This is a genomic window from Candidatus Clostridium eludens (assembly GCF_045310515.1).
Lineage (GTDB): Bacteria > Bacillota > Clostridia > Clostridiales > Clostridiaceae > Clostridium_B > Clostridium_B eludens.
Map to the genome: position 1 here is coordinate 13,571 of NZ_JBJHZX010000029.1, position 13,848 is coordinate 27,418.

The 13,848-nt window shown below is 32.5% G+C and carries 16 protein-coding genes; 13 read left to right on the top strand and 3 right to left on the bottom strand.

Features of this window, described 5'->3' with window-relative positions:
- Window positions 1-23: 23 nt before the first annotated feature.
- Window positions 24-473: a CBO0543 family protein gene (locus tag ACJDU8_RS17610; RefSeq protein WP_406793470.1), complete on the bottom strand. Its 450-nt coding sequence runs from the start codon at window positions 471-473 to the stop codon at window positions 24-26.
- Between the two features lie 190 nt (window positions 474-663).
- Here ACJDU8_RS17610 and ACJDU8_RS17615 point away from each other — a divergent pair, with 190 nt between their 5' ends.
- From ACJDU8_RS17615 to ACJDU8_RS17645, 7 genes are all read left to right on the top strand, one after another.
- Window positions 664-960, top strand: coding sequence for a MazG nucleotide pyrophosphohydrolase domain-containing protein (locus ACJDU8_RS17615; protein ID WP_406793471.1), 297 nt, complete (start codon window positions 664-666; stop codon window positions 958-960).
- Window positions 961-994: 34 nt separating this feature from the next.
- Complete coding sequence (locus tag ACJDU8_RS17620; RefSeq protein WP_406793472.1) at window positions 995-3,382, top strand: virulence-associated E family protein; 2,388 nt, start codon at window positions 995-997, stop codon at window positions 3,380-3,382.
- A gap of 276 nt (window positions 3,383-3,658) precedes the next feature.
- Window positions 3,659-3,940, top strand: a complete 282-nt coding sequence (locus tag ACJDU8_RS17625) for a PDDEXK family nuclease (RefSeq protein WP_406793473.1) — start codon at window positions 3,659-3,661, stop codon at window positions 3,938-3,940.
- 196 nt (window positions 3,941-4,136) lie between these two features.
- Window positions 4,137-4,352 carry a helix-turn-helix transcriptional regulator gene (locus ACJDU8_RS17630; protein WP_406793474.1) on the top strand — a complete coding sequence of 72 codons (216 nt, stop codon included), beginning with the start codon at window positions 4,137-4,139 and terminating at the stop codon, window positions 4,350-4,352.
- Window positions 4,339-4,782 (top strand): hypothetical protein, encoded by a 444-nt coding sequence (locus tag ACJDU8_RS17635; RefSeq protein ID WP_406793475.1) that lies wholly within the window; start codon window positions 4,339-4,341, stop codon window positions 4,780-4,782. The genes ACJDU8_RS17630 and ACJDU8_RS17635 overlap by 14 nt, the downstream gene beginning before the upstream one ends.
- Window positions 4,783-5,000: 218 nt before the next feature.
- Window positions 5,001-6,371 (top strand): SNF2-related protein, encoded by a 1,371-nt coding sequence (locus tag ACJDU8_RS17640; protein WP_406793476.1) that lies wholly within the window; start codon window positions 5,001-5,003, stop codon window positions 6,369-6,371.
- A 20-nt stretch (window positions 6,372-6,391) separates the two neighbouring features.
- Entirely contained in the window at window positions 6,392-6,940 is a 549-nt protein-coding gene (locus tag ACJDU8_RS17645) for a hypothetical protein (RefSeq protein ID WP_406793477.1), read from the top strand.
- A gap of 1,110 nt (window positions 6,941-8,050) precedes the next feature.
- Here ACJDU8_RS17645 and ACJDU8_RS17650 read toward each other — a convergent pair.
- Complete coding sequence (locus ACJDU8_RS17650; RefSeq protein WP_406793478.1) at window positions 8,051-8,350, bottom strand: hypothetical protein; 300 nt, start codon at window positions 8,348-8,350, stop codon at window positions 8,051-8,053.
- A 257-nt stretch (window positions 8,351-8,607) separates the two neighbouring features.
- Between ACJDU8_RS17650 and ACJDU8_RS17655 the strand changes: the two genes are divergently transcribed.
- Complete coding sequence (locus ACJDU8_RS17655) at window positions 8,608-8,769, top strand: hypothetical protein (RefSeq protein WP_406793479.1); 162 nt, start codon at window positions 8,608-8,610, stop codon at window positions 8,767-8,769.
- 55 nt (window positions 8,770-8,824) lie between these two features.
- Here ACJDU8_RS17655 and ACJDU8_RS17660 read toward each other — a convergent pair whose 3' ends face one another.
- Window positions 8,825-9,160 (bottom strand): YmaF family protein, encoded by a 336-nt coding sequence (locus ACJDU8_RS17660; protein WP_406793480.1) that lies wholly within the window; start codon window positions 9,158-9,160, stop codon window positions 8,825-8,827.
- 141 nt (window positions 9,161-9,301) lie between these two features.
- On the opposite strand from ACJDU8_RS17660, the gene ACJDU8_RS17665 reads away from it, so the two are divergent.
- The 5 genes from ACJDU8_RS17665 (at window position 9,302) to ACJDU8_RS17685 (ending at window position 13,842) form a co-directional block, all read left to right on the top strand.
- Window positions 9,302-9,775: a transposase gene (locus ACJDU8_RS17665; RefSeq protein WP_406793481.1), complete on the top strand. Its 474-nt coding sequence runs from the start codon at window positions 9,302-9,304 to the stop codon at window positions 9,773-9,775.
- Window positions 9,776-10,083: 308 nt separating this feature from the next.
- Window positions 10,084-11,211 carry a tyrosine-type recombinase/integrase gene (locus tag ACJDU8_RS17670; protein WP_406793482.1) on the top strand — a complete coding sequence of 376 codons (1,128 nt, stop codon included), beginning with the start codon at window positions 10,084-10,086 and terminating at the stop codon, window positions 11,209-11,211.
- Window positions 11,212-13,167 (top strand): tyrosine-type recombinase/integrase, encoded by a 1,956-nt coding sequence (locus ACJDU8_RS17675; protein WP_406793483.1) that lies wholly within the window; start codon window positions 11,212-11,214, stop codon window positions 13,165-13,167. It begins immediately after the preceding gene.
- A complete protein-coding gene (locus tag ACJDU8_RS17680) occupies window positions 13,167-13,541 on the top strand; it encodes a DUF6262 family protein (RefSeq protein ID WP_406793484.1) in 375 nt (124 codons plus the stop codon). Before ACJDU8_RS17675 ends, ACJDU8_RS17680 begins: the two co-directional genes overlap by 1 nt.
- A gap of 91 nt (window positions 13,542-13,632) precedes the next feature.
- Window positions 13,633-13,842 carry a hypothetical protein gene (locus ACJDU8_RS17685; RefSeq protein ID WP_406793485.1) on the top strand — a complete coding sequence of 70 codons (210 nt, stop codon included), beginning with the start codon at window positions 13,633-13,635 and terminating at the stop codon, window positions 13,840-13,842.
- The last annotated feature ends 6 nt before the right edge of the window (window positions 13,843-13,848 follow it).

Consider the following 13,848-nt stretch of genomic DNA (forward strand, 5'->3'; position numbering starts at 1 on the left):
GAGATTCTGTAGAAAATATTATTTCAATTAAAGACATTATCGTTTTTTAGGCATAAATAGTACAAGTAAGCTAGAACGTAAGGTAATAGATATGATAAAAAGGTATAAAATATATTCCAACCATGAGCATAAAATACTCTACCAGTTACAATGCCTAAATATTCTAAAAAAGTAGTAGCGATTGCGAAAAATAGAATAATGAAATAAGTATTTAGCTTTGAAACCTTGGTTAAATATATCATCCATACTGCAAGGATAGGGTATAAACCTATATCGAATGGTATAGCAGATATACATTGCAATTCAAAAGGATATAGGTTCCAATAGTCTTTATTATAGCCAATAACATTAATAGCAAATGCCATTGCACTTTGGATTGGAGCAGTAATTAACAATAATCTTTTGTCTTTAAAATATAATACTATACCAGTTAACCAAGGAATTATAAATCCAACTATAATATTTAATATCATATAATCACTCCATTTAGATCTTTAGAAATAGTATGCATTATAGTAGCTCGCATAATACGTATTCGGTTGTTTGTAGTTTTCTTAATTAAGTATTTTAACTATTAAAAATGAATAATTTGAATTCTACAGTATTTTTACGTCGTAATTCAAATTTTATGTGGGGTAAAAGGAGGCGGTCAAGCTGAAATTAATGGTGCTGGATAAAAATAAAAAGCTTGGACAGGACAATGGTAAATCAAGTTTTAAGCACATGTTTAAAAAGCTCGAAGAGGAAGTTGATGAACTTAAATGTGAAATAAATGAAGAGGATAAAGTTCGTATGACGGAAGAGGTTTTAGATGTAATACAGGTGTGTATAGCAATATTATTCAAGCTATTCATGAATGGAATAAACATAGAAGCAGCTATTCAAAAACACAATAAGAAATTGGTGGATAGATACTGGAAACCCAGGGCGGTTATAAAAATCAATATAAATAGAAAGTAGATTAGAAAATATGCTGGGAAGGAGGTGATACTCCATGATAGAAAATGACAGACAGATTGTAATATCTACAGCCGGTAGTCGAAAAGCTACAGAGTGGCCGCAGCAAATACTATACTGGTCCGAATTTGTGAAAAAATTAGCTACTCCGGCCAGGGGGACTGAAACTATGGCTGAGTATTTAAGTTATCCCAAAAACAAACAGGATGCACTAAAAGATGTAGGGGGATTTGTAGCTGGTATTCTTGAAGGTAATAAAAGGAGAGCTGGAAGTGTCAGGGGTAGGGATATCCTAACCCTTGATTTGGATAATATACAGCCTGGTGGAACCAATGATGCACTTTTAAGGGTGGATGGTTTGGGGTGCGCATATGCAGTTTATTCTACGCGTAAACATGAGGAATCAAAACCCAGGCTTCGGGTGCTTATACCTTTGAATAGGACAGCTACAGCAGATGAATACGAGCCATTGGCGCGTAAAACTGCAAGCATGATTGGAATAGAATTATGCGACCCTACTACTTTTGAAGCATCACGTTTAATGTACTTGCCTTCATGCTGCAGGGACAGCAGATACGTATATAAATACGGTGACAAGCCTTTTTTAGATGCAGACGGGATACTTGCAAAATATAATGATTGGCATAATGTATCAGAGTGGCCACAAGTACCAGGAGCCAAACAATCCCATAGGAAGCTTGCAGAAAGACAAGAGGACCCTACATCTAAAATAGGAATCATAGGGGCATTTTGTAAAACTTATGACGTATACAAGGTCATGGAAACTTTTATACCTGGTATATATGAGCCGTGTGATAACAGTTCTGATAGGTACAGTTATACTGGAAGAAGTACTGTAGGTGGGGCAATTATATATGAAAATGGCAATTTCCTGTATTCTCACCATGCTACTGACCCTGCAGGGGGTAAATTGTGTAATTCTTTTGATTTAGTTAGGCTGCATAAATTTAATGAAATGGATGATGAAGCGAAAGCAGATACACCTGTTAATAAGCTCCCATCCTACAAAGCTATGTGCGAGTTTGCTGTAAATGATACTTATGTAGCCACATTTTTAAATAAAGAAAGGTATGAAAAAGTTACCCGGGATTTTGGTACGCCCATAGAAGATAATGCAAACTGGATAAGCAAGCTGCAGTTAAGTACTGCTACTGGGGCACCTGCTAAGACAACAGATAATATTTTAATTATCCTTGAAAATGATCCTCTTTTAAAAGGAAAAATAACTTTTGATGAATTTGCCAGTAGAAGGGTGGCACTAGGCGCATTACCATGGGATAAAACAGAAGGGCAGCGTATATGGAAGGATAATGACGATGCAGGAACCCAATGGTATCTGGAGCATACTTACAACATAACTGGGGATAAAAAAATAATTAATGCACTGTCTTTATGTGAAAATAACCACAAATTTGATAATGTAAAAAAATATCTTACAGGTTTATCTTGGGATGGAATTAAGAGACTTGACAGTTTGTTTATTGATTATCTTGGTGCTGCTGATAACATCTATACTAGGGCCATAACACGGAAGGCCTTTACTGCAGCAGTGGCTCGTGTTATGACACCAGGTGTTAAATTTGATAACATGGTTATTCTCACTGGTGCCCAGGGTCATTATAAAAGTACCTTGCTTAAGAAAATGGGGAGAGGCTGGTTTTCTGATAGTATTAAGACATTTGAAGGTAAAGAAGCGAGTGAGCTTGTACAGGGAGTATGGTTGGTAGAAATAAGTGAACTGGAGGCGTTTAACAGGTCTGAAATTGGGCGTATAAAGCAATTTTTAAGCCAGTGTGAGGACATTTTCCGTGCTGCCTATGGGCGGCATGTGGGATGGCATCTACGCCGTTGTGTGTTCTTTGGTACCAGCAATAATGGTGAATATTTACGTGATAAAACGGGAAATAGGCGTTTTTGGCCAATAGATATAGCTATTACCAAACCTACTAAAGGAGTATGGGGAGATCTTGATGATGAAGTAGATCAGATTTGGGCAGAAGCTTTTATGCGCTGGCAACTTGGTGAGCCATTGTATTTACCAAAAGAAATAGAAAAATTAGCAGAGGAAGAACAGGAGTCTCATCGAGAACATAGTGCCCGTGAAGGTATCATAAGAGAGTTTGTTGAAAAAAAAGTGCCGGCAGACTGGACTAAATGGCCATTGGATAGAAGAAGAATGTTTTGGGCGAATGGTATTACAGGGGATATAGTCACAGTGGAGCGTGACCGGATATGTGCACTGGAGGTATGGGTTGAAGCGTTAAATGGTGATATAAAGTACATGAAATATTCTGATGCGGCTGAGATTAATGGTGTTGTCGCTATGCTAGATGGATGGAAAAAACAAAAAAAGTCTGCAAGATTTGGATACTGTGGCGTTCAAAAAGGATTTAAAAGAGGATAAATATAAATGTAACTTTGACAGGGAAATGTAACCTTTAAGTATTTACGTGTTTTTACAAATGTAACTTTGTAACTTCACTGTAACTTTAAAAGTTACAGTATAAAGCATTGTAAACAAAGGGTTCGATAGTAATTGTAACTATGTAACTTTTATATTATATATATATATTTATTAGATAATATAGGCGTATACACGTATAGCCTAATATACCTAATATACGTACGCGCGAGGAAAACGATGTTACAGAATATAAATTTTTAATTAGGTGTGATTAATTTGAGAGAAAGAGATATAGAAAAATATTTAGTCGATAAAATAAGAAATGCAGGAGGGAAAGCTTATAAATTTGTTTCTCATGGAAATGCAGGAGTACCGGACAGATTGGTTTTACTTCCAGGAGGAAAAATTATTTTTGTGGAGTTGAAGGCACTTGGTAGGGAACCCACACCGTTACAATTAGTGCAGCATAGAAGAATACGGAATTTAGGATTTAAGGTGCTGGTGATAGATAATAAACAAGCTGTAGATGATTTGATAAATGAAATTAGTGTGACGTAACTATTAGAATTGAAAACACAAACGAGCTCTTTGAAAATTGAATAATACGGTGTTAAGAATACTTATGTTTTCTAAAAAATAATGAAAATCTTAAGAGTTATATTTTCTTTTGATTAAGTGTAAAGGTACCTTGACAAAGTAGAGCAGGATATTTATAATTGATGTAAAGGTACCTTGTCGTAAGTGAGGTGGTTAAATGCAAAATAAGATTGAAGAGCTTAGAAAGCGCATAGGACTTAATCAAGAAGATTTGGGGAAAGCTCTTAAAGTTTCAAGACAAACAATAAGTTCAATAGAAACAGGAAAATATAATCCCTCATTAGAATTAGCCTTTGTTATTTCAGATTATTTTGGAAAATCAATTGAGGAAATTTTTATTCATGAAAGGAGAGTGGAAAATGAAAAAAAATAATTTGTTTGTAGGTATGACATACCTGCTTGTAGGGATTGTTTGCTTAGTTATTGCATTAAATTTCGAGTCAAAAATAGGAAGCCTATTATTTGGATTTGCAGGAGCAGGAATTTGCGGTGGAGCAGTTATATTATGGAAATGTTATTATTGGATGAAATCAAAAAATAAAGATAGATATAAAGAAATAATTGAGAATCAGAACATTGAAATGCACGATGAAAGGAAAATCATACTAAGAGATAAATCTGGAAGGTATGCGTATATTATTGGAATGACAGTGATATCTGTGTCTATAGTCATCTTTTCTATAATTGGATGTTTTAATATAATGGAAAGTTCTAAGTTAATAGTATTATATTTGGCTGGATTTTTGGCATTCCAATACATTACTGGCATTCTAATTTTTAACCATCTTAGTAATAAATACTGAACAAATGTTTTAGATAGGAAGGAAAAAATAAATTTTAATGCAAGATAATGAGCAAAATCTGTAGTTCCAGTTAAGATGCATTCTTCCTATTAATATCATAACTAAAAAAGCGAATGATTTATTTGAACACCGTATTATTCAAAACTTGAATTTTATGGTGTTTTTACGTTGCACTTCAAAAATATTGTGAATTTATTTCACGGAAGGAGGTGGTTAGATTGGACTTTATACCACATGCCTATCAAAGATACTGCATAAGCAGAATGTTAACCGATAAGGCTTTAGGATTATTTCTTGACATGGGACTTGGGAAAACAGTAATAACTCTTACAGCTGTAAATGATTTAAAGTATAACAGGTTTGCAATTGCAAAAGTACTTGTCATAGCACCAAAGAAAGTTGCGGAAGCTACATGGAGCAAAGAAGCAGTAAAATGGGACCACTTAAGAATGCTTAGAGTTATTTCAGTACTGGGGGCTAAAACAAAGAGGGTTAGGGCGCTTAATACACCTGCGGATATATACGTTATAAACCGTGAAAATGTACCCTGGCCTGTAGAATACTATCGTAACGCATGGCCCTTTGACATGGTTGTTGTAGACGAGTTTTCAAGTTTTAAAAATCACCAGGCCAAAAGGTTTAAATCTCTCACCTGGGTTAGAAGCCATATTGAAAGATTTGTGGGTCTAACAGGAACACCTGCACCAAATGGCCTTTTGGATATATGGGCACAAATGTATCTCTTGGATGAAGGTAAAAGATTGGGCAAAAGGATTACACATTTTCGTGAAAGATATTTTGAACCGGACCAGAGAGATAGGGACCATGTTTTTACCTACATGCCAAAGCCGGGAGCAGGAGAAGTGATACAAAGGCTTATAGGTGATATATGCATAAGCATGAAAGCAGAGGATTATTTAGAGCTTCCTGATTGCATTACGGTTGATACAGAAGTGGTTCTTGATAGCAAGGCCAAAAAGGCATATGAAAAGCTGGAAAGGGATATGCTTCTTGAAGTTGATGAAAGTACTATTGACGCAGGAACTGCTGCCGTACTTACAAATAAGCTATTACAGTTATGCAATGGGGCTGTGTATGACGAAAATAGAAATATAGTACCGATACATGATTGTAAAATTAAAGCTTTCATGGAGCTTCTGGAAGGGCTTAACGGGCAGACGGCATTAGTGTTCTATAGTTTCCAACATGATTTAGTCCGTATAAAGAAAGTTTTATCGGGATTAGGTCTAAGGGTGAGGGAGCTTAAAGGTTCCCAAGATGAAGATGACTGGAATGCAGGAAAAGTTGATATACTTCTAGCACACCCTGCCAGCTGTGCTTATGGTCTTAACCTACAGAAAGGAGGCCATCACGCTATATGGTTTGGACTTAACTGGTCACTGGAATTATACCAGCAGGCAAATAAAAGACTGCATAGACAGGGTCAGCAGGAGAAAGTTATCATCCACCATCTGGTGGTTGAGGGTGGTGTTGATGAAGATGTTATATCTACTTTAGGTGATAAAAGCAGTACACAAGATAGGCTTATGAATGCACTTAAAGCAAGGATAGGGAAATATAAAAATTAAGAGGCAAGGAGGATAGCGTTATGGAAAATAAGATAGATTATGATGAGGCAGTAAAAATTGGCATTCGTGAAGGAATAAAGTATATTAAAGAGCAAGAGTATTATAAAACTAAAAAAAGGTATGACAGAAGACTTAGGAATACAAGATTGTTACTTAAGCATTATAGAGATTTGAAGGTACATGGCAGGCTTGTAAATAGTTCAACCAATAGTATATATAATAGCAATGCCATAGATATTTTGGATGATATTGATCCCATTGATGATGAAGAACAATATGTACAGGCAATAAGTAGAACTAAGATGAGAACTTCAATTATATTAGGTCATATCAATAAATCTATGGAGTATTATAAAGTTATATGTGAGAAGGATGGTGATACTAAGAAAAGAAGATATGATATTATTAAATATATGTACATGGAACCAACTGATGATAATATATTACCCACTTATGAGGAAGTAGCAGAACATTTTAATCTTAATGTGAGAACAGTTGGAAGAGATGTTAAATCAGCTATTGAAGATTTAAGTATATTATTTTTCGGAATAGATGGAATAAAACTATGAAAAAATGTCCTTGTCAAGATGGGGCAAATGCTAGGTATAGAGCCAAAGTATGTTAAATTTAATCTTAAAAAAGTGTCCTTTTATGTGGTATTGACGTGCCTTTTATAATAGTATAATATGGTATTGAGTAAAATTGTATATAGCTTTAAAGGCACTTGATTAAGTTCAGGTGCCTTTCTGCTGTAAAAAATTATTTTTTGGTGGTAAAGTTTTCTTAAATAACTACGATTATATATTTATGTATATACATCGGTATATACATAAATATTGTATGTTGCTATTATTGTAATACAATTTGGCAACGATCCCCAAGTTCCACTTTTAACCATATACTATTATAGAAAATAAGTACCCAAAATGGTAAAGGGGTACTTATTTTCTATGCACAAAGTATCTAAAATATAAATGCTATTAGTAATCCTTGTGATACATTAATATCCCTATGTAAATATTTATTTAACCCTTACAAAATGATATTGTAACAATTAGTGAATATAATACATGGTAAAGTATATAATCCCCAAATGTTGCAGATATTTAGACCGGTGTCTGTGGTTGCAGGGCACTATAAATTTAAATGCAACTATCATAAGTTCATATATTTTACTAGACCTTTAAGATAATATTGAAAATAAGCGCTTGTCATTATAGGTGCTTATTTTTGTTTTAAGGGTGTAGATAATAGTGTATAAGGCACTTAGTTAAATTTAGGTGCCTTTTGCATGTATTGTAAATATTTATTTAACGTATGCAAAATAATATCATAACAATTATTAGTTATAATAATATCTATAAAATAATAGGCCAAATAATGCTACAGACTCCAAATGTGCAAAAGTTTATATCTCTTATGGCATATATGTAGAAATAAGTACCAAATATATTGTTGGTGCTTATTTTTATGTCTCATAAAAAACAAAGTAATAATGTATTAAATAATAGTAAATATCCCAAGAGATAGCCCAATAAAAATAAAACAACGATTCTCCTGTTATGGAAATTGTGAAAAATAAGCACTAATATAAACTAGTGCTTATTTTTATTTTAAATTTTATACTATTTGAACTAAGTATATTTCAGAAAGTGCACAATACTTTTTTAATACTAATATCAATCGTCGTAATCATCATAGGGGATTAGGGCTAGAGCAAATGCCATAGGCATATGCATTCTACGTCTACGTCTGCGTCTACGCCTACGTCTACGTATTCTAGGGTCTCCTTGCCTATATCCGGGCTCAAAGTCATCATCATCGAAGTCGTTAGCATCTGTATCTGTGCCTACATATTGATCCTCTATTGATTGATCATAAGGTGTTGAGTAATATGGACAATGCATACAAGTTTCGGGATTATAGAAACTTTCACCTTTTTCTTTACTGGTGTTGTCATTAAAATCACTAGTACTCATTAAGTGCCTCCGTAAATTTATTTACAATGCATACTATGAGTAAAATAGTAAATTTGTGAATAAAAGTTAAAGAATGTATTGAGAGACGTATATAAAGGTTAAAGTTAGCGCATATATATAGATATAAGTGTAATTAAACTCTATAGACTCCAGATAATTACTTGCTAAGGGTATATCTGTTTAACACATCTCCTTTTTACACTAATATTTAAGTTTCAGATATACTCTTTTTACGTAAAAAGAAATAGGTAAGAGGTATGAAGATAAGAGATATTACAGAAGAAAAGCTTAATCAAGATGAAAAATTTAATAAAGATAAATCTAGGAGAGGCGAGAACCTCTCCTTTTCTGATATAGAGAAACTTATGCGGCATGACTGCTACAGGAGGGTTAAGGGTGTTGTTAGGAGGATAAGATAGAATAATCAAAATACAGCAGAGCTGCATAAATATTTAACAGCTCTGCTTTTTAACATTAGGCTTCTTCTGAAATAGGATCTTCAATAAGTGTAGCAAAAATTAAATTGTGAGTGTGACCATCGCTTTCTGTAGTTGTTGCCCTTACAAAATGAACATGCCTACGATTTCCAACATATATTGGAGGTCCAGAGGTCGCTTCGAATTCATGAAAATGATTTTCATAAAAGTCTGTTCTTGCTTTAACTACATGAACATGTCCACGTGGGACTCTAATTGCAGGACCAGATACTCCGGCAAATCTATGATTATGAGGATCTTCCTCTAATTCAGCTAACATAGTGCTTCCTAAAAATTCATGATCATGTGTTTGAATTTTATTACAACTAGACATAAGTCTTACCTCCTCGGCACTATAATATGATCAATGAATTTATTATGATACTTATAATTAATGAAATTTAATAAAGAGATGAGATCATAAGGACTCTTTTTGCATTTCCAAAACAAAACGAATAAGGCGGGTGGTGAGTTCATGGGAAAGTCAAAATGGGATACCGTAAAAGATAAATTGATATTAGTTGAAGGTTGGGCAAGAGATGGGCTCACTGACGAACAGATAATGACAAATCTAGGTATATCTAAGCCAACTTTTTATGATTATGTTAAAAAATATCCTGACTTTTCTAACGCCTTAAAAAAAGGTAAAGAAATAGTGGACTTTGAAGTGGAAAATTCACTTTTAAAAAGAGCTTTAGGGTATTCGTATGAAGAAGTTACAGAGGAAAGAGTTATACAAAAGGATGAATATGGGAAAATAATTACGGATATACATGGGTTTCCTATTTACAAGATGGTGATTACCAAGAAGGTTAAGAAAGAAGTTGTACCGGATACCACAGCACAGATATTCTGGTTGAAAAATAGAAAACCAAAAGAGTGGAGAGATAAACAAGATATAGAACATTCCGGAAATATAGGAGTAAAAAAGCTTGAAGATTTCTTCTAAATGAGAATGTTCATATTATGTTCATAAAGATAAACTTGCAGAAATGGCTTAGTATCAGGGATTAGATAGAATTTTCGAGGAATAACTTCGCTAAAACCAAATTTAGCGAAGTTGTAAAATGATAAATAAATATAAAAAGTAATATAGTGTAGTCAATAATATGGTGTTTATAGTATTTTAAGTTGCATTCCTATATATAAAAACAACTATAATTAACAGATATATAGTTTACATTATTATAGTATATATAGTAAACTATATATGTAGAAATAATAGTTATGAAAGAGAAATATAGGGGTGTAAACTGAATGGAAGTAGTAAAAGTAAAAACGGAAGAAGGAAAAGAAAGATACTATGTGTCAGATGAAGATGGGTTACCTATACAACCTATTTTGAAGTTTATTAGGTTTAAAGATAATACCAATTATGCTAGAAATACATTGAGGATGTATTGTCAACATTTAAAGTTATACTTTGAATATCTAGAACAGAATAGTCTAGATTTTCAGAAAGTTACTATTGATGATTTATCATTGTTTGTAAATTGGTTACAGAATCCATATAAGAGTTTGAAAGTAATACCTACACATCAGGTAGAGGTGGCAAGAAGTGCAAGAACAGTAAATATTATAGTTAATACAGTATTGATATTCTATGACTATATTTTAAGACATGAAGAGTACAGCAATGATGTATCAGAAAGGCTTAAAAAGTTTGTTACCAGTTCAAGTCGAAATTTCAAGAGATTTCTATATGGAATAGCTTATGATAAGAAAAAAGTAACCAGTAATATTCTTAAACTAAAAGTGCCTAAGAGTAAACCTAAGATACTCCCTAAAGACGAAATAGAAATGCTCGTTAGAGCATGTAATAATTTAAGAGATAGATTCTTGTTATCATTACTATATGAAACAGGAATGAGAATAGGTGAGGTTTTATCATTATGGATTGAAGATATTGATATAAGTGATATGGTTATTGATTTAAAGGATCGTGGCCAACTTGAGAACAATGCTGAGATTAAGACAGTATCCAGTCCTCGTAAAATAGATATATCGCAAAACTTAGCTGATATGTTCATGGAATATATTGCTGAATATCATAATGAAGAAGTAGAAACTAATCATATATTTATAAAAATTAGTGGTGATAAGAAAAATAAGGCTATGGATTACGTAGATGTGGATAATCTCTTTAGAAAATTGAAAAAGAAAACTGGTATATATGTGACGCCTCATATGTTTAGACATAGTTCACTAACTGTACTTAGAATGGCAGGATGGCAACCAGAATTACTTAGAGTAAGAGCAGGACATAAAAATATTTATACAACTATGAATACTTATATTCACCCCTCAGATGAAGATATAACAAGAGAATTTGAAAAAACCCAGCCCAATTTAAATTTGGATATTTATAAAGAGGGGGATGAATAAATGGATAATTTGCAACTTATAAAAAGCAATCAGAAAAGTAAATATGATGAAATTATTGATTATTTAAAACAGAATGATGGCTATTGGTTGGAGAATGATAAATGGGATTTAAAAGAAAGTTTTTTTATAGGAAAGCCAGTAGATAGAATGAGATTTATTCACTTTTATAGTTTTAAAAATGAGGTTTTAAAAAATGAAATTAAGTATTATTTTGCATTTAACTTCAAAAATAAACTTCTAACCAATAAAGGAATTGCAAGACTTAACAGATCATTGCAACATTTAGCTGAATTTTTAGATTGTAATACCTTAATAGAATTGAATAAGGAAAATACACAAGTCAAGTGGACTAATTATTTGATTCAAAATGGTATTTCTTATAATAAACAAGAAAGTAGTTATTTTAGATTGACAAATTATTTAATCAATTTTATCGTAAATTTCTATGATGATAGAGAAGAAACTGAAAAAGACATATGGTATTCAAAGAATATTAGAGGTGCCAAAATTCCTGCAAGTGGAGCAAGTCATAGTAATTATAATTTAATTAATTTTAATTATATACCTACATATTATAGAGAAACTGTCAAAAAGTATTTTAGAACCATTATTACTAAAAAGAGTTGGATGACTTGTTATCACACAGCAAGATACTTAAGCTACTTTTTTAATTATTTTTATTCCAGTGGTCATGGCGATGGCTTTATTGAAAGTTTAAATAGAAACGATATAGAGAAATATTTATATTATATAGGCAACGACCGGAAAGGTAAAAACAGAACAGAGAACTCAAAATATGTTAGCCATATCAGAACATTCTTAGAATATATACAAATAGCTCAATATGATAAAGCTCCTAAAAAAGAAATATCATTTTTAATATTCCAGGATGATATTCCGAAAAGAGAATTTGTGCAAGATGAAATGAAAAGAGTTAAATTCGTTCCAGAACCTATTTTAAAGCAATTAGACAATAATATCATGGATTTAGATAGACCGAAATATATACCTATTTATATTCTTCTTAGAGAGACAGGTTGGCGCGGCACAGATATCTTAAATCTAAGATATGATAATTGCTTAGAACAGATTTGGAATAGCAAAGAACAGAAATACAATTATTATCTTTGTGGTGAAATAACTAAAACAGGTATAGCACAACTTAAAATCCCGATTAGAGATAAGGTTGCTGAAATGGTTCAAAGAGCTATTGATAAAGCTAAAGTGCTAAGTACAGAAGAAAATAATCCTAAACGATATTTATTTAATACTTATGAAGGTAAATTAAAGGGAAGACCTTTACCGAAGCATAATTTATTATACACAATTCAAAGACTTATTGAACAAAAAGATATCAGAGATGTTAATGGAGAATTATATCACCTTAGATTACATTCACTCCGCCATACAAGAGCTAAAGAATACGTGGAACAAGGTATGGGTATTAGTATTATACAGCAAATATTAGGTCATCAGAGCCTTCAAATGACCGTTCATTATGCGACAGTTACGGAAAATACTCTCTACGAGAAATGGAAGAATACAGAGGATTTAGACCTATTTAGAGTTAACATTGAAACTAATAAACTTGAACAAGTAGACTTAAATTCTAATGATGGTGAAAATCTTATAAGATATGAGTATGTTAAAAAGAATTTAGATGCTGTAAGAGTACCTTTTGGTGTATGTTTTAAACCAACTAAATCACCTTGTAAGCAACAAATGAATCATTGTATAAAGTGTGGAAGTTTCTGTACTACAGTTCAAAATATACCTGAATATGAGGAAGAAATAGAACTTGTTAAGACGCAGATAGAAATTAGCGAAAGATGTGGTAGAGAGCTTTGGGCAGAAAAGAATAAAACATACTTAAAATTATTGGAAGATACGTTAGAAAGGGTAAGAGAACAGAAGATACTTCATAAAAACGGTAAGTCAAGGGAGGATATAGTATAATGGCAGATCATACTAAAGGACTTAAAGAATATGCAAAACAAAAATCAAAAATCACTTTAGAAAAAGTTGATAAAGCTATTAGAGAACTCTCCCTTAATGGACAAAAGGTTAATTTCAATAGTGTAATGACAACAAGTGGAGTATCTAAGACATTTCTATATAATAACAAAGAAATCAAAGAGAGAATTGAAGATTTAAGAAAAGAACAAGTTAGCAGAGAAATGAATCAAAGAATTAAATATGATAAAACAGATAAATCGAAAGATATTATTATAATGGCGAAAGATAAAAAGATTAAAGAATTACAAGAGGAGAATAAAAAACTCAAAGAACAATTAGAAGTTCTTAGAGGTAAATTATATGAAAAGTTATAATGTACATTATTTATATATAAACAATGTACAAAACAAATAAAATCAATCCGTGTAGCCTAGGCTACACGAGATATAAAAAGGAGTGGTAGAAATGGCAATTTCAGACCAGCAAAGAGATGAACTGAATAACGCAAGTCCAGTTTGTAGAGATGTGAAATTAGGTACAGAGATACAGAATTTGGGCAAGAGAGTTGCAGCAGCACAAGAAAATAGTGTTGCAGTAGATGCAGTTGGATTAGTGGCAGATTTTAATACATTGTTAGCAAGATTAAAGGCAGCAGGGTTGATGACTAACTTGTAAAAGGTG